Source organism: Mucilaginibacter sp. UR6-1, from assembly GCF_020880975.1.
Lineage (GTDB): Bacteria > Bacteroidota > Bacteroidia > Sphingobacteriales > Sphingobacteriaceae > Mucilaginibacter.
The window spans coordinates 334,565-355,687 of record NZ_JAJIWP010000003.1 but is presented as its reverse complement, the minus strand read 5'-3'; the positions used below and the strand labels follow the sequence as shown (position 1 = coordinate 355,687).

Here is a 21,123-nt window from a genome sequence, read left to right as displayed (position 1 = left end):
TTTTTGCAAATATATAAGCAGAGAAAGTATAATAAATGTCAGAAGACAAAAGCATAAAATTAATAAAAGCGGTAAAGGAACTGAACATTGGTATGGGTACCATTGTCGATTTTCTTGCTTCAAAAGGGTTTAAAGTTGAAAAACAACCTATGGCGAAGCTTGATAGCGACATGTATACCACCTTGTTGAAGGAGTTTGCTGCTGACAAGATCATTAAGGAAGAAGCCAAGCAGATCAGCATCGGCAAGATCAGGAAAGAGGAAGTGCCTGCCACCGCCGAAAAACCTGCTGAGCCACGCCGTTCAAAGGATTTTGAGAACGAGGAGATACTGATAAAGAACGCGGGTAACTTTGCCGCACAACAACCGGAGAAGCCAAAAACGGCCGAACCTGCCGCGCCTGCTAAAACAGACGATCGCGGGGATAACCTGCCGGGTGTAAAAGTAGTAGGTAAAATTGACCTTGACAACCTGAATGCAAGGCCGCAGCCTGCTGCGCAAAAACCTGCTGAACAGCCAAAACCGGAACCTGCTCCGGCAGCACCGGCACCGGCACCAACCCCTGCCCCAGCACCTGAAGTGGTAAAAGCAGAGGTTAAGCCCGAAGTTAAACCGGAACCACCTGTTGCTGCCCCACCTGTTAAGGAAGAAGCGCCGGTTGCCAAAGCACCTGAACCGCCAAAAGCGGCACCTGTAGTTGCTGAAAGCAAACCTGCACCACAACCGCAACAGCCAGCAGCGCCTGAAACACCGGTAAATGACCCCAACCATGTGATACGTGCCAAGGCCGAGCGCCTGACCGGCCCGAACATCATAGGTAAAATTCAGCTTCCGGTTAATGAGCCGAAGCGTAACCCGGTAGCATCATCATCAAACCCTAACTCAGCCGACCATAAACGCAAAAGAAAGCGTAAAGAAGGCGGTGGCCCTAACCAACCCGGCGGTCAGCAACAAGGCCAGGGACAAGGTCAAGGCCCGGGGCAAAACAATGGCCCTGGTGGTCGTCCTGATTTCAGGAACCGTAATAACAACAATACCGGTGGTAACAGGCCGGATAACCGTAATCGTAACGCTCAGCCGAACACCCCGAAAGAGGAACCGTCTGAAAAAGATATACAAGATCAAATTAAGGCAACACTTGCACGTTTAAGCGGTGCGGGTAAATCAGGCAAGTTTGCACAGCGTGCAAAATTCCGTCGCCAAAAACGTGATGACGTAGCCGCCAATGCCGAAGAACTGGCAATGGAGCAGGAAGCACAATCAAGGGTACTTAAAGTAACCGAGTTTGTAACCGCTAACGAGCTTGCATCAATGATGGATGTACCTGTAACACAGATCATCTCAACATGTATGAGTTTGGGCATGTTTGTATCCATCAACCAAAGGCTGGATGCGGAAACACTGACCATTGTTGCCGACGAATTTGGTTACCAGATTGAGTTTGTTAAACCGGAGGACGAGGAAGCCAACCTTGAAGAGGTTGACGATCCGGCAGACCTGATCCCGCGTGCGCCTATCGTTACCATCATGGGCCACGTTGACCACGGTAAAACATCATTGCTCGATTTTATCCGCAATACCAACGTAATTGGCGGTGAGGCGGGTGGTATAACCCAGCACATTGGTGCTTACGAGGTAACTTTGCCTGAAAATAAAGGCAAGATAACCTTTCTGGATACGCCGGGTCACGAAGCCTTTACGGCCATGCGTGCACGTGGTGCCCAGGTAACAGATATTGTAATTATTGTGATAGCTGCTGACGATAGCGTGATGCCGCAAACCCGTGAGGCCATAAACCACGCGCAGGCTGCCGGTGCACCAATCATCTTCGCTTTCAACAAAATTGATAAGCCGGGTGCCAATGCCGATAAGGTACGTGAGCAACTGGCTACCATGAACATATTGGTTGAAGAATGGGGCGGTAAATACCAGTCGCAGGAAATTTCAGCCAAATCAGGTCTTAACGTTGATAAACTTCTGGAGAAGATATTACTTGAGGCCGAATTGCTTGAACTTAAAGCCAACCCTAACAAACGTGCCGTAGGTACTGTTATTGAGGCAGCCCTTGATAAAGGCCGTGGTATTGTTACTACGGTGCTTGTACAGGCCGGTCGCCTTAAAGTGGGCGATCCGATACTGGCAGGTTGCTACAGCGGTCGTGTTAAGGCACTCACCAATGAACGTGGTATGCGTGTTGAATCAGCAGGCCCATCTACACCTGTACAGGTGCTGGGTATGCAGGGCGCCCCTACCGCGGGTGATAAGTTTAACGCGATGGACAGCGAGCCTGAAGCACGTGAGATAGCCAACAAACGCCTGCAATTGCAACGTGAGCAAGGCTTACGTACTCAAAAACACATCACGCTTGATGAGATCGGCCGCCGTTTGGCAGTGGGTAACTTTAAGGAGCTTAACATTATTGTTAAGGGTGACGTGGATGGCTCGATCGAAGCATTGTCTGACTCGTTGCTGAAACTGTCTACCGAGCAGATACAGGTTAACATCATCTCAAAAGCTGTTGGTCAGATCTCCGAGTCTGACGTATTGCTGGCTTCGGCATCTGATGCGATCATCATCGGTTTCCAGGTACGCCCATCAGGCGGCGCCCGTAAACTGGCCGAGCAGGAGCAGATCGATATCAGGCTGTACTCTATCATCTACGACGCGATCAATGAGATCAAGGCGGCGATGGAAGGTATGCTTGCGCCAACCTTTGAAGAGAAGATCGTGGCTAACGTTGAGATACGTGAAACCTTTAAGATCAGTAAGGTGGGTACCATCGCGGGTTGTATGGTGCTGGATGGCAAGATCACCCGTAATAGTAAAATTCGTATCATCCGCGAAGGTGTGGTAATTTATACCGGCGAGCTTGCATCACTTAAACGTTATAAAGATGACGTAAAAGAGGTAAATGCCGGCTACGAGTGCGGTTTGAACATCCAAAACTTTAACAATATTGAAGTAGGCGACATTGTTGAAGCTTACGAAAATGTTGAAGTAAAACGTAAACTGTCATAAAGTTTAAAACACTGATATATTTAAGGCTTGCCAAATGGCAGGCCTTTTTTTGTTGACATAAGTTTTCGGGCGGCAAATATTTTATTGAAAATCAAACTGACACTTGTATTATTACGAAACTTTCGTAGATTTACGATATAATAGTAATCTGTAATGGAAAAACTTACACAACAGGAAGAAGAAGTGATGCAAATTGTATGGCAAGCCCGGCAAGGATTTGTTAAAGATTTTTTAGATGCCATGCCCGAACCTAAACCACCTTACACCACCCTGGCGTCAACAATAAAGAATCTGGAGAAAAAGGGTTATGTGCAAAGCGAAAAGCTGGCCAACTCCTACCGCTACTCCCCGCTTATAAAGGCTGAGGAATACAAGCGCAGGTTTATGAAAGGCTTTGTGCAGGATTACTTTAAAAGCTCGTACAAAGAACTGATTGCGTTTTTTGCGAAGGAAGAAAAGATTAGCGCAGATGAGCTGAAAGAGATCATCAGCATGATTGAAAAAGGCGACCACAAATAATTAAAACCCTTATGCCGGCCATATTTGAATACCTGCTAAAGCTATCGTTAAGCATAGCCCTTATTTATACATTTTACCTGCTGGTATTACGCAGGCTAACTTTTTATAACCTTAACCGCTGGTACCTGGCGGGTTATACCCTGCTATGCTTTGTAATACCATTTGTGGATGTATCAGGCATCACAGCAGTGGCCAATGAGCGATCGATCGTGCATTATGTACCTACGGTGCAGGCAATCACTTCAGCAACAATAGCCAGGCCGATAGCTCAACCGGCAGAATCTACAAACTGGTGGCAAATAATGGCATTGATATTGGCCATGGGCTCCGCCGTTATGCTGGTAAGATTGCTTACACAGTTATTTGCATTGCGCAAAATAAAACAAACGGCTGTGCCTATAAGTGAAGGCGACACGGCCATTTATCATACCGATAGCGAAGTTACACCCTTCTCGTTCGGTAACAGCATCTACCTGAATAAAAACCTGCATACTGGGGCCGAACTGGAAGAGATCATTCTGCATGAATATGTGCACGTAAAGCAAGTGCATACCTTTGATATTATTTTAGCTGAACTGCTGTGCATCGTTAACTGGTATAACCCGTTTGCCTGGCTCATGAGGCATAGCATCCGCCAAAACCTTGAATACATTGCAGATGATAATGTGGTTAATACCGGTATCGATAAAAAGGCTTATCAATACCACCTGCTTAAAGTGATAGGCATACCGCAATACCGTATAGCTAACCAATTTAATTTTTCATCCCTAAAAAACCGTATCATCATGATGAATAAAGTACGCTCCGCAAAAATTAACCTGCTTAAATTCATGTTTATACTGCCCCTGCTGGCGGTTACCCTGGTAGCTTTCCGTAACCAGCTTATGCCACAGCAAAAGGGTGAGTTAACCTATGCCGTTATATTTTATGATCTGGATACCTATCAACGCGTAGCCAATGTGGAGGTTAGCGAAATTCATGGTACCAAAAGTTATAAAGCTGATGCTAACGGTTATGTAACCATTCCTGTTAAAATCCAGAAGGATAAAGCGCTTCACATCAGCATGAATATCAGGAGAAATGGCTACCTGAAAGCCGAACGCCGCTTTCAATACCCTGTTTACAGAACACAGGAAAGATCAGTTATTGAATTGATAGGATTGAGTAAAAGCAAGAATGCTAATTGTAAGGAATGCCTTAAATTTTTGGCAACCATGAAGCCAGCAGCAAACACAGGTACGGCTTTAAAACAGGATGCTGATGATTTTTACAATTTAGTTTCAAAAAGCAGGTCTGCTACATTAAGAAAAAAGAAGCAGTCTGTGGCTTCAAAACCTAAAACCGGGAAAATATCAGCCGTATCCATTTCTATTATCGAAAAAGGCAAACCTGTAACATCCATCAGCGCGCATGACTCGCTGGTGATAGATACCTCTAAAAAGATGATGACCTTTTATGGCAAAGTAAAGGTTCAGGATGGCGACAAAACTATTACCTCCAGCAAAATAACTATACCACAAAGTACCTGGCTTGGCTGGACCAGCGCGCTCATTTTTATTAACGGGGTTGAACGACCGATTGAGGACTTGCAAAGTATCGATGAAAAGAGCATCACTTCGTTCACATTACTAAAAGATGCTTCAGCTACCGCTATATATGGCTCTCGCGCAGCAAATGGCGTTATATTAGTGCAAACCAAAAAACCTGCAGTAAAACGTTAAGAACATACTATTAAACCTTTAATAAATTCCCGGCAAACGTATGCCAGTGCGGGGCTGACAGGCCATGACGGGCGGTCAGTCCTACCACAAAATTGCGGGCCTTATCTAAAAGGTTACCATCAGTATTGGGCTTTTCGTTACGGCCATGCACCTCGGCACTGAGCTTGTTACCACTGCGCTCCACAATAAAGGTATTGGTTGAACCATGACCAAAAAAGTGCGCCACTTCCCCCTGCGTATGCGGATTGGCTACCGGCCGTACAATCATTACATAGTATTCGCTGTCGCCATTTTCATCCTCGTGCTCGTGCACTTCCTCAATGCGTACCCAATCATACCCATCGCCACCTGCCGGACCGGGGCCGGGCATATCTATGTAAAATATATCCCCCTTTTCGGCTGCCTTATAGGCTACATTGCCCTGCGCATCGGTAATAGCAAAGGTTGAACCCGCCTGCCCTACAAACTGGTGCCAGTTGCCCACATCCCTAAGCCGGTTTTTAACCAGCATAAAATGCTTGTGCGCCTCAGCGTACGAGCTTTGCCCGATGTACTCAACAATATCGTTATGCTCGCCTTCTGTTTGTTCGGGAATAAATTTAGCGGTAGCCTCCATGCGGTATGTTTTGGGTGATAACAAAACAAGGGCCACTGTGTTCGGTAAAATATTAATTAAACCTTGTTATTGCAGCAACAGCTTCAGGTTAATACCAAAGTTGGTGAACGAGGTATTAAAGCTTTGCGATGTGTAAGGGCGGGTAATGTTCGAGTCGTAAAAAATGTTCAGGTTAAAGCGCTGGTTTATCACATAATCAATAGCCGGGCGCAGCGTAATATTTTGCGCGCCCGATGATACCTCGGCAGCCTGCACATCGGCACGGTAGATCAGCGTTTTGTTATCACGAAGTGCCACATCAAGCTTAAAATTCACATCATTGTTATTACGCGAATTACCGAACAACCCAAATGGAAATTTAAATTTAGTGGTACGATAACCAAAGCCCAGCACCACAATACTCTCGTTTAACTGCGCCAACTGGCTGTTGAGCAAACTGAGGCTTAGCGTGCGGCTTTTACGGTATTCAAAATTGGCCGTCATTTTATTTTTAAAGCGAACATCCATACCCACCAGCGGCACAAACTGCTCAAATATGGTAACCTGCGAAAACTGGTAAAACGGCAAAAAGTCGGCATCAATATCACGCGAAGCTACCGCGCCGTTCTGCTCCTGGTATTGCAGCAGCGTAGTGTAGCCATTTACGTTGTATGACGAACGGTAACCATGCCGCAGGTCGAACGAGTCGAATACATCCGAAAGCAGCGGCATACGGCTTAATCCGCTGTAATTGATCTGCCAGTTAGGTATCGGGGTTGACGGGAATGGATTAAGGTTATAGCTCGACGCATTTTTGCCCGTATAAGCTGCCAGGAACGAGGTGACCAGTACATCCTGCGAGTTTGGCCCGTAGCCATCAGCATAACCGCCGCTTACCCCTGCCGAGTTAGGGTTTGCCCTGCCCAAGCGCTGTGACACTACCGACCTGTTTTGCAAAAACTGCTGGAATACGCTTGATATGTTATCAATACCACTGGTTCCCTTAAAAGCGGTTGCCAGCGACAGGAATGATACGCTATAGCTACCCGTAGTAACCGGACTCAACTCTTCAAACTGGTTGGAGGATTGCTGGAATTTATAATTTGTTTGAAAATTTCGATCCTTGGTACGGAAAGCGATCAGCTCGATACGCAGATCCTTGATAGGCTCAATGGTACCCTTCAGCCTGATGTCCTCATTATAGGTTTTTACGTAAAGCTGATTTTGCAGCGAGTCGGTAGAGAGCCAACCATTAGCTACTGCCTTGGCCCGGATATCCGCCTGACTGCCGAGCACAAAGGCCAGGCCGGGCGCGCCATAACCCAGATCTTGCCCGAAAACGTCAGTTATAGGGAGATAGCCCGGCAAAAAGGTTCCCTCCGTTCGGGTTAACGTGCCGCTCAAATTCTTTAAACTGGTAAGCAGCCCTATCCAAAAGTTGCCTTTGTTGTTGGGGTTATTAGCCTTGCGGATGAACGGGAACTTATTATACAGGCTTACAAAATTAAGCGTAGGGTTAAGCTGCACCGTACGCGCGTTCTGTATACTGTTACCCACCTCCAACTGCGGATCGCGCAGGGAAAACTCCGGCTGCGATTGCCAGTTAAAGTGCGTGCTGTAACGCAATATGGCTGATGTCCAGTTCAAACCCGGAATCTTACTTATCGGCGTGGTATAGTTAAAGTTAAGCGTATGGCTGTAATTGGTGGTACGGCCCAGGCTTTTCAGGTTCTCCCACAGGGTATCCCGTTTCAGGCCGTTAATGCGCCCGGCAGGCTCATCCACTACAGACAGGTTGGTGGCATCAATATCCATCTGTAATGATTTGGATATATTCCAGCCGATGCCATAAACGCGGGTTATATTAAAATTCTTGTTAAAAGTAGTCGGGATGGTGCTTGCCGGTATGGCGATAGCGTTAAGCGGATCATTATTCAGGCGCAGGGTATTTTCCGAATAAAACCTGTCGAAATTGATACTAAAGTTCAACCTTGACGGCAGTAAACTAAAGTTAATATCGCGAAACAGGGCCAGCAGGTTGCTTTTGATACGCTTCTCAAAAGGCGCGTAATATTTAGGCTGATTGCTGTAATTATAGGCCAGGCCAAACCTGTAGGTTTTTTGCAGATCGAGCTCGGTAACGTAATCATGGTGTTGATACTCGGTATAGGCATAGCTCACGCTAAAATTCTCCACATCCCATATACGTACCGGTGCCGATGGATTGGTGCGGGCCTTGTGTACGTTAGTAAAGTTAAAGCTTTTACGAACGGTATAATTTTCAGACACCTTGCGGATCGAGTCGCGCTGTAGCTCGTTTTTGGCGGCGGCCAGCCTGTCTTTAAGTTCAATATCACCGCTGGCGGGGTCAAACTGTGGTGTGCCTTTTTGGGTGGATACGTTGATGTAGGCCGGTATGCGGATGCCGCTTTTGTCCGGGAAGAACTTACCCAGCTCGGCATTGGCGGCAACATCAAGCAACTGGTTATCGCTGCGGCTGCGTTCGCTAACGCGGGAATCCAGCGCGCCAAAGCCTACGGTACTTTTACTGCCCGATACAGTTACATCCGCAAAGTCGGCGAGTTTGGCGTTAAAGCGCACGGCTGCCGCCCATCCCCCACGCTGGTCAAAATCAGTTAAACGCAGCTCATCATACCACAGGGTAGCGGTTTTATCAAGGCCGTCATCATTATCATTGGTTTTTAACGGGTTGCGGATACCCAGCATAATAGTACGCAAACGGCTCAAATCCGGCTGACCTTTGATGAGCACTTTTTTACCATTCTCCACATACTCATAAATAGTATTAAGGGGTACACCGGCGTTGTTACGCGCCAGCTTGGCACGGGTAAGCAAAGCCAGCTCCAGGTCTATCTGGTTTTGCTCGGGCCATATCGCCCCGGGATCACGCGTGCCGGGCAGGGTTATTTTTAGCGGCACTTCGTACTCATAATAGTTATCCTGGTAATCAACCCCTAAACGAATGAACGCGCTGATATCATTATCCCTTAACTGGTCACCCTCGGCATGTACAAATGCCTGTAGTTTTTTGTACGAGCGCAAATCGTTATAAAAAGTTTTAAACGCCGCCTTTGAGTAACCATCGCGCAGGCGGTCAACATGTAAGGATAGCGATTGCTCGTTAAGCAGCGTATTGGTTTTTAAGTTATTATAATTACGCTGACGGTTTATGCCCGGCGGTACTACATACGGTATCGGCGTACGGTTGCCGTTCTCCTCCAGGTTTACGGCCTGTACATCAATAATGCGGTTATCCGGTGTAGGGTTAGCAATGCCCGGGTCGGCAATAATATTCAGCGGATTATTCTCGCGATTAAAGGCACGCCACTCGCCGCGCACCAGTTGCAGGGTAGCAAAACGCATCACCGCGGTATCGGCAAAGTTGGTCAGGAACATACGCATAAAGCGGATAGCCTTAAAATCCTGAATGTTACCTACAGCCTGTTCATATTCATTGATCGGTATCCTAAACTGGTACCAGGTTACCGCCTGTGTATTGCCGTCAACCAGCTTTACCTGCGATGTTACCTTATCCGTAATAAAATTCTGGCCAACCAGCATATCTGCCGGGCGGATAGATACACGGTACTGAAAGTACTCATCCGTTTGGCTCATGTTATTATCCCGGTTAATGTCTTCGCCATCCGGCAGCGGAGTTGATGCCGATGTGGTAACGCCCAGCTCACTTTGCGATTGCTCAGTAGTTTTGGAGTTACCCTCAGTACCGTTGAATTTAATATAACGGTCCATAATAGGCACTGATGCCTGGTTAAGCTCCGCCCCCTGGTAGTATTGAAAATTATCTGATGATGGGTCGGCTGCATATTGTGTGGCCGCCTCAGCGCTAAGCTGGCCGTTAACCTGCTGTACTACGGTTGAGAATTTGTTACGTTCATCGCCATCATTCAAGCCATCCAAACCCACATCCTGGCGGGTACGGGCGGCTGGGTCGGTATCAAAAGCGTTAATTACCGGTTGCAGGCGGGTTACACGCCCCCATGCAGTTTCATCAACCTTGGTAAAATCATTATCAACAGGCAGGGCATTTTCCAGGCTTTTGCGTCCATCCTTCAATATATCTTCGGAGATACTGCCCAGGTTAAAATACAGGTCGCCGCCGGGTGAGTTTGGTTTGTAGATGAACGGATCGAGCATCCAAAATTCAATGTAGCCTACGTTGAGCGATTCAAAATCGTTGGTTTCCAACTTGCGGAATATACCGCCCCAGCGCGAGCGCGGGTTTTGCAACGTACCATCATTATTAATGCCGGTTGTGGTATAGTTATATTGTCCGCGCAGGTTAGGGTAAAAGGCCAGGTTAAAGGTTGGCAGCAACAAAGGCTGCCCGGTTACTGATTGGCGGTACGGAAACACCTCGGTTTCTAAAACCTGCCTTACGTAGTGGTTGGATAGCTCGGCACGTGAAACGTTAAGCGTACCCGCGCTGTTATAAAATATCGGGTCGATATTGTAGAATGCCAGCCTTGCACGGTTGTAACCATAGCGCAGGTCATCATTAAATTCCGACTCGCCAAACAATTGCGGCGTACCCGATATCTGCCAGTTGATATAGCTTTTTACATCAATAACTGATTTGCTGTTCTCAAAATCATCCAGGTAGGAGGTGCCGTTTTTTGAACCCGCATAAGTAAGCGCGCCGGGCGCGCCGGGCAGTAACTGCGCGAATTCGCCGCTTACGTTAAAAGATGATTCCTCTTTGGTATTAATGAATGGTATCTTATCAACCCAACGTGTTAACAGGCGCGATTTAGACGAGTAATTACCATCAAAACCCCAGATGGTGTTAGATATGGACTCAGACCCTACCGCCTCATTTTGCGATATGGGCTGCTCCGTTAAGTGCATCATGGTAGCACCCAAAACCAACTTCTCACTGGCAAAATAATCTAAACGGGTACCGAACAGTGTTTTTTGCTGAACGCCGAAAAGCTCATTGTTTTCCAGCTTGATGTTGATGGGTTGGCCTGATGATAGCAAAGCCTGGTTAATCATCCGTAAACGGCCTGCACTGTAATCAACCGTATAATCAGTACCCTCAGTAAGTACCAGCGTACCCGCCGTTACCACTACCGAGCCCTGCGGAATATTTGTGGCATTTAACTGGTACTCTGACCCGCCCTGCGAACTATAAGTACCTTTTATGATATACCGGTTAAGCTGCGGAAAGTATTGCTGCGCGATGGTTCTTGTAGAATCATACAGGGGCTGGTAAACATACCGCCTTGATATGTCGGTTTCACCGGGCAATATTTTAGCGGCCAGGTCGCTGCCGAAAGGCTCTACCTGCGGAAACATCACGCGCCCCTGCTGCGAATCAATGGTTACGCCCTCAATAAAATCGAAATAGCCGTCAGGCTCACGATCGTTTTGTATGTTCAGGTTATCGAGGCCGGTTATGCTGAGCCACAACTTTTGGTTAAGATTTTGCCCTTCGTCGGCCACATATTCTTCAACGCTGCTTTTATCATCCAAACGGGCAATACGCAGCCTGAAATCCGTCGGACTGATCTGGAACGCCCCCAACGAGTAGATGTTCTTCATCATCAAATCCCACGATGGCAGCCGGGGCTTCAGCAACTCGTTCTTTAACAGTTTTACATATAATACCCGCGGCGTATTCGGATCAACCGATACATCACTGGAAAACTCCCCTACCTGGTAGGTTTGGCCGTTGTAAGTATATTGATAAGCCACGGCCAGCACTTCATCATTATTTAAAGGATAATTAAGCGATATATAACCCAGTTGCGAATGCAGGGTAAACTCCCTGTCGGTTAATTTACGGGCGTAGGTGAGCTTGGCAAAGTTATCGGTATTGCCGGTGCTGCGAAACAGGTTGGGCACATCGTTTGAGTTAGTTTGCCTTGCCGATGCCGGCAACTGGCTCAGCAGGTTGTTGGATTGCTGCGGAAAGCCCGGCCCCGAAAATGCAGCCGGTAAAGTTGACGTACCGGGCTGTACAATGGTGGTATTATAAGGCCGGCTCTCACCCAAATCCAAAAAGGCCACAATATCGCGCGAGTCGGTGGTATTATTGGTACGGTTAGTTGTCCAAACCTCAATTTTAGTGATGTTGATATTTGAACTAATGAGCGGCAGGTTGCGCAGCGCATTGTTATAATTGTTACGGAAATACTGCGCCAAAAAGTAGTGTTTGTTGGCCTCATAATCAGCAGCAGTTACCCTGAATTCGCCCTGTTGCTGCCCGTTGGTGATGGTAATGGTACGCGATTGCGACCGCTGCTGTGAAAATATACTCGTAACATCCAACCGGCCAAAACGCAGCTTGGTTTTTACACCGAACAAAGCCTGGCTACCGGTAATTAACGAAGTATTGAGGGGCATGCTTACGTTACCGGCCTCTATCTTTTGAATAATATCATCCTCCCGGCCGGTATAATCCAGCTTAAACTGGTTATCAAACTGGAACTGGGCATCGGTATTATAATTTGTCGTGATCTTCAGCCTGTCTCCAATATTACCGGTTACGTTTAATTGTATACGCTGATCAAAATTAAAATTGAACTGGCTGCGCTGGCGCGAATTAAACAGCGGGTTTTGGTTCTTGTTGATCTGCCCGGCCAGGATCATCTCCGCCGATCCCTGTGGTTTGATAGTAATATCATTACTGCCAAATATCTTTTCGAAGGTTCGACCCCGCACCTGTATACGCGGCACAAAGCCTTCCTGCTGCGAATCATAAGCATACTGATCTGCAGAGGAACGAAAATTTTGACGGATAGATTCCTTTTGAGAAAGGCGCAGATATTCGGCAAAGCTGATGTAACGCGGCGGGCGCAGCAGCAAATTGCCAACACGCTCAACCAGCATGTATTGGTTAGTTACCGGATCGTACTCCACACTGCGGTCAAGGTTCGGAGGATCGGGCAGAAAATACCCCTCACGCGAACGCTGACTACGGGATTGCGGCGCTTTAATTGGAACACGCACTTTAGCGCTATCCCGCTTTACCGGTTTTTGCTGGGCAAATACATTACCAAGGCCCCCTAAAAGGCAGCACAAAGCAACGCAAACAAAAATTTTCCCGGTAAAAGTCCCTTTCAAAAGTAAAATTTAAATAATGGGTAATTTATGTACTTTTTAAAATTCAAAAACAGTAATGCCCATAAAAAAGTTGTCGGGGGTTTAACTTATAAGGGGGAGAGAAACATATATAAAACCAAGCAGACATTGGTTAAGCCTGCTCAGCCTTTATAAACTTTTTAACGCAAACTTTATCAGTTGCTCAACCGTAAGTTCATCGCTGCTGCGCTTAATTTCCTGATCTATCACCTTTTCGGCAACGTTGCGTGTAAAGCCAAGGGTAACCAAGGCTGTAAGCGCTTCGTCCTTAACGGTTTTATTTACAACCACTCTGGTCAGGGTATCCGGGCCCTCTTTACGCAGCTTATCCTGCAGCTCCAATATAATGCGCTGCGCAGATTTTGGGCCGATGCCCTTGATACGTTGGATGAGTGAAACGTTACCGTTAACAATAGCCGCCTGTATCTCATCAGGGGTGATGGATGACAGCATTGTACGCGCGGTGTTGGGCCCTATGCCCGATATGGAAATTAAATGCAGAAACAAACGCCTTTCTCCCTCTTCAGCAAAACCATACAATGTATGGGCATCCTCTTTTACGTGGAGCCACGTAAAAAGTTTAACGCTTTCATCATTGAGTTGTGAAAAAGTATTGAGCGAAATATGGATATGATAACCCACACCACCGGTTTCAACCACTACGTAAGCAGGGTTTTTAAAAGTAAGTTTACCACTAATGTAGGCGTACATCTATCTGCGTTTTGATGAGGTTTGGGTTGCTGCCTTTTCTTTTTCCTGCGCGTCAACAACGGCAATGGTTACCATATTAACAATTTCCCGTACCGAGCTGCCTAACTGCAATACATGCACCGGCTTTTTCATGCCTAACAGTATTGGCCCAACCGCCTCGGCCCCCCCCAGCTCCTGCAATAGCTTGTAAGCAATATTGCCCGATTCAAGGTTAGGGAAGATCAGCGTATTAGCCGGTTTGCCATTAAGGGTTGAAAACGGAAAGTTATCCGCAAGCAGGTCGGCATTTAAGGCAAAGTTGGCCTGCATATCACCGTCAACAACCATTTGCGGGTATTTTTGGTGCAGTATTTTTACTGCCTTGCGGCTTTTTTCAGGCACATCGCCATCGTTTGATCCAAAGTTTGAGTAAGACAGAACCGCTATCCTCGGATCAACACTAAACTGGCGTACAGTACGCTCAATAAGTACGGTAATATCAACAAGTTCTTCAACGGTAGGGTCAACGTTTACAGTTGTATCCCCAAAAAATACCGGCCCTTTGGGCGTTATCATCAGGTACATACCTGCCACACGGTTAACTCCATCCTCAATACCGATGATCTGTAAAGCAGGTTTTATGGTTGTCGCGTAATTTTTAGTAAGGCCGGAGATAAGCGCGTCGGCTTCGCCAAACTGAACCATGCAGGCACCGTAGTAATTACGATCGGTTATCATCTTGCGAGCCTCTAACAAGGTAACCCCGCGGCGCTGGCGTTTTTTATAGAGGTACTGCGCGTATTCTTCAAAACGCTCACATTTACCTTCGCGCGGATCAATGATCTGCACATCATCCAGGTCAAGGTCGTTATCGCGGATAATCTTTTTTATCTTATCAATATTACCCAGTAAGATAGGCTGGGCAATACCGTCATCTTTTACAATTTGCGCGGCACGCAATATCTTATAAGTGTCGGCCTCGGCAAATACTACCTTTTTTGAGTTTTGTTTAGCCTTGCTGGTAAGGTTGCGTAATAACTTATCGGTACCGCCTAAACGATTGCGCAATTCCTCGGCATATGCATCCCAATCGGTTATTACCGAACGGGCTACGCCTGAATCAATGGCTGCCCTGGCCACCGCTGCCGATACCTCGGTAATCAGCCGCTGATCCATCGGCTTAGGGATGATATAATCCCTGCCAAATTTAAGGTTGGTAAGATTATAAGCCAGGTTAACCTCTTCCGGTACCGGCTTCTTAGCCATTTCGGCAATGGCGTGTACCGCGGCTATCTTCATCTCCTCGTTAATGGCGGTTGCACGTACATCAAGCGCACCACGAAAAATGTATGGAAAGCCCAATACGTTGTTTACCTGGTTAGGAAAATCGCTGCGGCCGGTGGCCATAATAATATCCTTACGGGCAGCAACCGCCAGGTCGTAATTTATCTCGGGCTCGGGGTTGGCCATGGCGAATACTACGGGGTTTTTGGCCATCGCTTTCAGCATGTCGGGCGTAACCACATTACCTGCCGATAGGCCGACAAATACATCGGCACCCTTCATGGCATCAGCCAGTGTTTTTATATCCTTACGGTCGGTAGCAAATTCAAGGCGGATCTCGTCCAGATCAGTACGGTCAGGCGTTAGTACACCATTTATATCAAACATCACCAAGTTCTCTTTTTTAACCCCCAGTGACAGGTACATTTTAGAGCAGGAAATGGCGGCGGCACCCGCGCCGTTTACCACCATTTTTATCTTGTCGAGCTTTTTACCCTGTATCTCACAGGCATTCATCAGCGCCGCACCGGATATGATAGCCGTACCGTGCTGATCATCGTGCATTACCGGGATGTTCATCTCGGCCTTTAGCCTGCGTTCTATCTCAAAACACGTTGGAGCCGATATATCCTCGAGGTTAACGCCGCCAAAGGTTGGCTCAAGCGCCTTAACTATATTTACAAAGTCATCAACTGATTTGGCGTTCAACTCCAGGTCAAACACATCAATGTCAGCGTATATTTTAAATAACAAGCCCTTACCCTCCATAACAGGCTTGCTGGCCTCCGGACCAATATTACCCAAACCTAAAACGGCGGTACCGTTGCTTATCACCGCTACAAGGTTACCCTTGGCGGTATATTTATAAACATCATCGGTATTATCGGCTATACGCAAACAAGGCTCGGCAACGCCGGGCGAGTAAGCCATGGTAAGATCGCGCTGAGAATTGGTAGGCTTGGTTGGTACTACCTGTATTTTACCGGGACGGCCCTTGGCATGATAATCAAGGGCATCCTGTTTACGGTTGGGTTTATTCATCATCTCAAATTGAAGGTCAACGGGTCAAAATTACAATACTTTTAGCAAGCGATGCAATTTAATTTTGACCTGTTGATAATGAGATAATTACACTTAAACGCCGCTTATTTTAAGCATCATTCCGGGTTGTATACGGCCTTTGTTTAAACCGTTAAGCTCTTTTATTTTTTCAACCGAGGCACCTTCAAACTTGGCGGCTATTTCGCTAAGCGTATCGCCGCGCTTTACTTTGTAAGTAACAAACTCCTTTAATTTTTTGGCTGATTTTGCCGGGGTAACATCCTGCGGCGCGCTTAAACGCAGCACCTTGCCAACAACTGCTTTGTTGCCGCGCAGGTTGTTCCATACCTTTAAGTCCTGCACTTCTACGCCATAGCGGTTGGCAATAGCGCTAAGGGTTTCACCACGGCGTACTTTATGGCGTGTAGCTTTAGCGGTTGGCGCATCGGCATCCTCACCCCCATCATTATTGCCTGTATTTGAGGCAAACCGAACCTTAGCATCGGGCACTACAAAGCCCGGGCCGTTCAATGCCTCGTATAATGCGGCATAATTTTCTTTAGCGGCCTGCGGTATTACTAAGCGGCGTGGCAGTTGTGCCGTACCATTAACAATTTGCTTTTTATATGCCGGGTTAAGCAGGCAAAGCTCCTTCATATCCACATCAAGCACTTTAGCTATGCCTTGCAGCGGTACAAACTTATTTACCATAACGGTATCGGTTTTTACCGAGAAGTTGCAGGCTTGCGGTGTTATATTATGGTGCTTATAATAATTCATTACATATGCCATGGCTATAAACGCGGGCACATAGCCACGGGTTTCGGCAGGCAGGTACGGGCGTATCGACCAAAAATCATTAGCGCCCGCCTTTTCAATGGCACGGGTTACCGCGCCCTTACCGCAATTGTATGAGGCAATGGCCAGCAGCCAGTCGCCAAATTCCTGGTAAGCATCGCGCAGATAGGCAGCGGCGGCATAACTTGCCTGTATAGGGTCCTTACGGTCGTCAACATAATTATCCATTGATAAACCGTAAAGGCGTGCCGTAGCGAACATGAATTGCCACGGACCGGTAGCGCCTACACGCGATACGGCGTTAGGGTTAAGTTCTGATTCGACAATAGAAAGGAATTTTATTTCTTCGGGAACACCCATGTCACGAAAAGCCTTTTCGTAGATGGGGAAATAGTATTGCGATTTACCGATAACATCGGCCATGCCACCCCTGCGGCGGGTGTAAGCATCAATATAACTTTGTACGTACTCGTTATAATCAAGCTGTATATCTTTTTGTACCGAATCCAGGCGGCGCTTAAATATGCTGTACTCCTGGTTAGCCGGCGGAATTACCTGTGCCGCAATGGGCACAATAATGGTATCTTTTTGTTGCTGATAACCTGCTGTAGGGGCTATTCTTAATAATTTATACCTGCCGGAGTCGATAGAATTAGCTTTAACAAGCTGTATGGATAAAAAGCAGATAAAAAACGTAAATAATCTCTTCATTCGTTAGGGATTTTTATACGGCTAATAAAAGCGCATGGTTGCGCAAATTACTAAGGTATTAATTTTTTATAGTTTGAGGAAATATTCAGCGAAGTTGAATAGCTCCTGCTCTGCAAAGTGTTTGGCTAACAATTGTAACCCTAACGGCAATCCCTTACTATTATTGCCCACGGGTAATGATATTGCCGGCACACCGGCTAATGATGCCTGTACGGTAAATATATCGGCAAGGTATGAGCGCACCGGGTCAGTTTCACCTTTACCTATCTCAAAGGCAGGTTCAGGAGCCGTTGGTACTAATAAAAAATCGTACTGGTTAAGTATCTCCTCGGTTTTTGTACGGATCAGCCTACGTACCTTTTGCGCCTTGGCGTAATAGGCATCATAGTAACCGGCACTCAACACAAAGGTTCCCAGCATAATGCGGCGCTTAACCTCCTTGCCAAAACCCTCAGACCGTGATCTTTTGTATGTTGATTGCAGATCGGTAGCTTCCGGGCTGCGGTAGCCGTAGTGCACACCATCATAACGTGCCAGGTTTGATGATGCCTCGGCTGTGGCCAGTATATAATAAGTAGGCACCAGGTAATCCAGATATTCAAAGCTGATGGGCTCAACGGTATGGCCTTCGGCACGTAGTTTATCAATAGTATTTACCATTGCCGTTTTAACATCATTATCTACGCCCCTGCTTGATACGGCTTCCTGTAAATATGCAATGCGTTTTTTTGATGGATCGGCAACTACCGGCGCGGCATTAACCGCCTTGCGCGACAAGGTGCTGTCATAATCATCAGCACCGGCCATGATCTCGTACAACAGGGCGGCATCCTCAACCGAACGTGTAATAGGCCCAACCTGATCAAACGATGAAGCGTACGCTATAATACCATGACGGGATATACGGCCATAGGTAGGTTTAAAACCAATCATTCCGCAAAATGACGCGGGCTGCCTTACTGAGCCGCCGGTATCTGTACCGATAGCGGCATGGCACATGTTGGCCTGCACAGCTACCGCCGACCCGCCTGACGAGCCACCAGAAACACGGTTATTATCAGCAAAGTTACGTACCGCACCATAATATGAATTCTCGTTAGCGGCGCCCATGGCAAATTCGTCGCAATTACAACGACCAATGATCACTGCATCCTCGGCAAGCAAACGCTTAACTATGGTTGATGAGAATATGGAAGTAAAATTTGAAAGGATTTTTGAAGAGGCCGATACCTTATGGCCTTCGTAACAGATGTTATCTTTTATGGCGATAACCATACCTGCAAGCCTGCCTGCGGTGCCTTGCTTTAAACGGGCATCAACCTGTTTGGCCTGCGCGGCGGCTTCATCAGCAAAAACCTCGTTAAAGGCATTCAGGTGAGCGTAGGTACTGATCTGTTCAAGATAACCGGTAACAAGCTTTGCAACCGTTACCTCTCCGCTTTGCAACTTACTTTTAATTTCAGTTAAAGAGGAATAAAATTTAGCCATGGGGCTAAAATAAAAAACTTATCCGTTGAATGTACAATTATCAACAGATAAGTTTTAAATACCTTTTTCGCAGATAGCGAACTTACGAAACCTTATGAATTGGCTTTTGTAGTGTTTGTATGCTCGTTGGTATGCGTGGTTGTAACATTGTCATCAGATGGATTGTTGCTCGCATCTTTAAACTCCTTAACACCCTTGCCTAAACCTCGCATAAGCTCAGGGATTTTTTTACCCCCAAACAGCAACAAGATCACCACAACGATTACAATAATTTCCGGTGTTCCTAATCCCATGATCTTTAATTTTTATAGTATGATAAATAATTCTGTTCAATTAACCTTTGTACTCAAACGTATTGGCCGGCCTGCTAAAATCAGGCGATTTAACTTCGGGCTGTTCGTCCGCGCTGTTATCATCAGCATGGTTAACAGCAACCTCTGTTTCAGTATCTACGTTATTTTCAGGCTCGTGGTTGTTATTAGTTTCAGTTATTTCGGCAACTGTAGTATTTTCTTCAACAGGCTCAGTGCTTGCAAGCTGTTTTGGCTTAGCTGGCTTTTCGTCGTCAAAGTTATTGATCTGTTTATTGATCTCGCGCTTCACATCTTCTGATGCATCCTTAAAATCACGTATGCCTCTGCCCAGGCTTTTGGCCAGGCCCGGCAACTTATCACCGCCAAACAAAAGCAGCGCAACAAAAAATATCAGCATCAGTTCGCCCGTACCAATATTTAAAAACAAAAAAACTGAATTGTGCATGATATTCAATTAGCTTACAAATATATACAATTACTATCTTATATAGTTTCTCAATTAATCAGGCGCAAGCCATATTTTGGGGTTAACCGGTGTTTGGCCTTTGTAAAGGTCAAAGTGCACCTCGGTTTCGCCCGTGGCCCCATCAGTAGCTACAACTCCTACCGCCTGCTTGGTACTTACCTTTTGCCCGCGCGCCACACTTGCCGAGCGCAGGTTTGAGTATGCTGTAAAGTACTCGCCATGCCTTATTACCACCAGGTAAGTACCGCTTACGTTAACCACATTACTTACCTCGCCATTAAATACGGCGCGTACGGTAGCACCGCTGCTGGTGCGTATATCAACCCCGGTATTTTCGGTTTTTATACCCTCTATATAATACGTACCAAAGCCCTGTGTTATTGTGCCGTTGGTTACCGGCCATGGCAAACTGCCGCGGTTACCCAAAAAATCGTTTGATAAACGGGCCGCTTCCGGCGTGGCGTTCAACACATCACTATTACTTGAGCTTTTGGTAATTTCTTTCGGTTTGTTTGATGCAACAGGCGCCGGTTTGTTGTCCCTTTCCGCTGCCGCTATCCTTGCACGCTCGGCCGCAGCACGTTCACGGGCTTCGGCCTCCGCTTTACGCCTTGCCTCGGCAATTTCTTTACGGATAGCCGATGAGATCTGCCTGTTAATAGCGCTGATTTGTTTTGACTTTGTACGCTGCTGCTGTTTAAGATAACCTTGTTGCTTTGATAGCTTGCTTACTACCACTACCTGGTCTGACCGTTGCTTGTCAAGGTTTCGTTTTTCTTTCTCCTGATCCTCTAACAGCGTACGCTTTTCCTTCTTGGTACGATCGAGCACGTTGATCTTTATACCCAGATCTTTTTGTGTGCCTTGTATTGACTCGGCCTGGCGCTGGCGATAGTTACCAAATTGCTGCAAATATTTAAGCCTTTTATATGCCTGGTTAAAATCACTGGCGGCAAAAATAAACATCAGTTTATTATAGGCGCTTTTGTTATGGTAGGCAAAAAGTACCATACCGGCATAATCCTTTTTAAGCTGATCTAACTGGCCTTGCAGGGTATGTACAGTATTGGTATTTTCCGAGATCTGGTTATCAAGGTTGCGCACCTCGCTGTTAATGGTACTGATCTTATCCTCCCGCAGGTTTATTTGCGCCTTCAGGATATTAAGCTGTTTTAACGAAACGCTTTTATCTTTTCTTACCTTATCATACTCGCGGTTAAGCTCATCAAGCTCATCATTAAGCTTTTCGCGGCGGCGCTTTAATTCGGCACTGCTTTGCGCAAACGAGTTTACGGCTACGCAGGTGCAAATAAAGATCAGTAACAGTCTAAAAAATTTCATTAAGCTTATTTAA

At 46.5% G+C, this 21,123-nt stretch carries 12 protein-coding genes; 3 read left to right on the top strand and 9 right to left on the bottom strand.

All coding sequences use genetic code 11. The features are described from left to right. Window positions 1–35: 35 nt before the first annotated feature. The 3 genes from infB to LJ707_RS11955 all read left to right on the top strand — a co-directional run bounded on the left by infB (window position 36) and on the right by LJ707_RS11955 (window position 5,257). Window positions 36–3,017: a translation initiation factor IF-2 gene (gene infB, locus LJ707_RS11965; RefSeq protein ID WP_228951203.1), complete on the top strand. Its 2,982-nt coding sequence runs from the start codon at window positions 36–38 to the stop codon at window positions 3,015–3,017. 153 nt (window positions 3,018–3,170) lie between these two features. Beyond that, entirely contained in the window at window positions 3,171–3,536 is a 366-nt protein-coding gene (locus tag LJ707_RS11960; RefSeq protein WP_228951201.1) for a BlaI/MecI/CopY family transcriptional regulator, read from the top strand. An 11-nt stretch (window positions 3,537–3,547) separates the two neighbouring features. After that, window positions 3,548–5,257 carry a M56 family metallopeptidase gene (locus LJ707_RS11955; RefSeq protein ID WP_228951199.1) on the top strand — a complete coding sequence of 570 codons (1,710 nt, stop codon included), beginning with the start codon at window positions 3,548–3,550 and terminating at the stop codon, window positions 5,255–5,257. 10 nt (window positions 5,258–5,267) lie between these two features. Here LJ707_RS11955 and LJ707_RS11950 read toward each other — a convergent pair whose 3' ends face one another. The 9 genes from LJ707_RS11950 to LJ707_RS11910 form a co-directional block, all read right to left on the bottom strand. Beyond that, window positions 5,268–5,873 (bottom strand): hypothetical protein, encoded by a 606-nt coding sequence (locus LJ707_RS11950; protein ID WP_228951198.1) that lies wholly within the window; start codon window positions 5,871–5,873, stop codon window positions 5,268–5,270. A gap of 66 nt (window positions 5,874–5,939) precedes the next feature. Next, the gene (gene sprA, locus LJ707_RS11945; RefSeq protein ID WP_228951197.1) at window positions 5,940–12,959 is read right to left on the bottom strand and encodes a cell surface protein SprA; all 7,020 of its coding nucleotides are present in this window, start codon (window positions 12,957–12,959) and stop codon (window positions 5,940–5,942) included. Window positions 12,960–13,106: 147 nt separating this feature from the next. Continuing rightward, complete coding sequence (gene ruvA, locus LJ707_RS11940) at window positions 13,107–13,688, bottom strand: Holliday junction branch migration protein RuvA (protein WP_228951196.1); 582 nt, start codon at window positions 13,686–13,688, stop codon at window positions 13,107–13,109. Beyond that, window positions 13,689–15,992 (bottom strand): NADP-dependent malic enzyme, encoded by a 2,304-nt coding sequence (locus LJ707_RS11935; protein WP_228952511.1) that lies wholly within the window; start codon window positions 15,990–15,992, stop codon window positions 13,689–13,691. 93 nt (window positions 15,993–16,085) lie between these two features. Next, window positions 16,086–17,501 (bottom strand): lytic transglycosylase domain-containing protein, encoded by a 1,416-nt coding sequence (locus tag LJ707_RS11930; protein ID WP_228951195.1) that lies wholly within the window; start codon window positions 17,499–17,501, stop codon window positions 16,086–16,088. Between the two features lie 66 nt (window positions 17,502–17,567). Next, complete coding sequence (gene gatA / locus LJ707_RS11925; protein ID WP_228951194.1) at window positions 17,568–18,989, bottom strand: Asp-tRNA(Asn)/Glu-tRNA(Gln) amidotransferase subunit GatA; 1,422 nt, start codon at window positions 18,987–18,989, stop codon at window positions 17,568–17,570. Window positions 18,990–19,081: 92 nt separating this feature from the next. Beyond that, on the bottom strand, window positions 19,082–19,282 hold the full coding sequence (locus LJ707_RS11920; protein WP_228951193.1) for a twin-arginine translocase TatA/TatE family subunit: 201 nt from the start codon (window positions 19,280–19,282) through the stop codon (window positions 19,082–19,084). A 40-nt stretch (window positions 19,283–19,322) separates the two neighbouring features. After that, window positions 19,323–19,748, bottom strand: coding sequence for a twin-arginine translocase TatA/TatE family subunit (locus tag LJ707_RS11915; protein ID WP_228951192.1), 426 nt, complete (start codon window positions 19,746–19,748; stop codon window positions 19,323–19,325). Window positions 19,749–19,802: 54 nt separating this feature from the next. Continuing rightward, a complete protein-coding gene (locus tag LJ707_RS11910) occupies window positions 19,803–21,110 on the bottom strand; it encodes a murein hydrolase activator EnvC (RefSeq protein ID WP_228951190.1) in 1,308 nt (435 codons plus the stop codon). Between the last annotated feature and the right edge of the window lie 13 nt (window positions 21,111–21,123).

What these genes read in the sequence shown, in the direction of transcription:
- infB (WP_228951203.1), top strand. Translation starts at nt 36, where the DNA reads ATGTCAGAAGACAAAAGCATAAAATTAATAAAAGCGGTAAAGGAACTG.
- LJ707_RS11960 (WP_228951201.1), top strand. Translation starts at nt 3,171, where the DNA reads ATGGAAAAACTTACACAACAGGAAGAAGAAGTGATGCAAATTGTATGG.
- LJ707_RS11955 (WP_228951199.1), top strand. Translation starts at nt 3,548, where the DNA reads ATGCCGGCCATATTTGAATACCTGCTAAAGCTATCGTTAAGCATAGCC.
- LJ707_RS11950 (WP_228951198.1), bottom strand. Translation starts at nt 5,873, where the DNA reads ATGGAGGCTACCGCTAAATTTATTCCCGAACAAACAGAAGGCGAGCAT.
- ruvA (WP_228951196.1), bottom strand. Translation starts at nt 13,688, where the DNA reads ATGTACGCCTACATTAGTGGTAAACTTACTTTTAAAAACCCTGCTTAC.
- LJ707_RS11935 (WP_228952511.1), bottom strand. Translation starts at nt 15,992, where the DNA reads ATGAATAAACCCAACCGTAAACAGGATGCCCTTGATTATCATGCCAAG.
- LJ707_RS11930 (WP_228951195.1), bottom strand. Translation starts at nt 17,501, where the DNA reads ATGAAGAGATTATTTACGTTTTTTATCTGCTTTTTATCCATACAGCTT.
- gatA (WP_228951194.1), bottom strand. Translation starts at nt 18,989, where the DNA reads ATGGCTAAATTTTATTCCTCTTTAACTGAAATTAAAAGTAAGTTGCAA.
- LJ707_RS11920 (WP_228951193.1), bottom strand. Translation starts at nt 19,282, where the DNA reads ATGGGATTAGGAACACCGGAAATTATTGTAATCGTTGTGGTGATCTTG.
- LJ707_RS11915 (WP_228951192.1), bottom strand. Translation starts at nt 19,748, where the DNA reads ATGCACAATTCAGTTTTTTTGTTTTTAAATATTGGTACGGGCGAACTG.
- LJ707_RS11910 (WP_228951190.1), bottom strand. Translation starts at nt 21,110, where the DNA reads ATGAAATTTTTTAGACTGTTACTGATCTTTATTTGCACCTGCGTAGCC.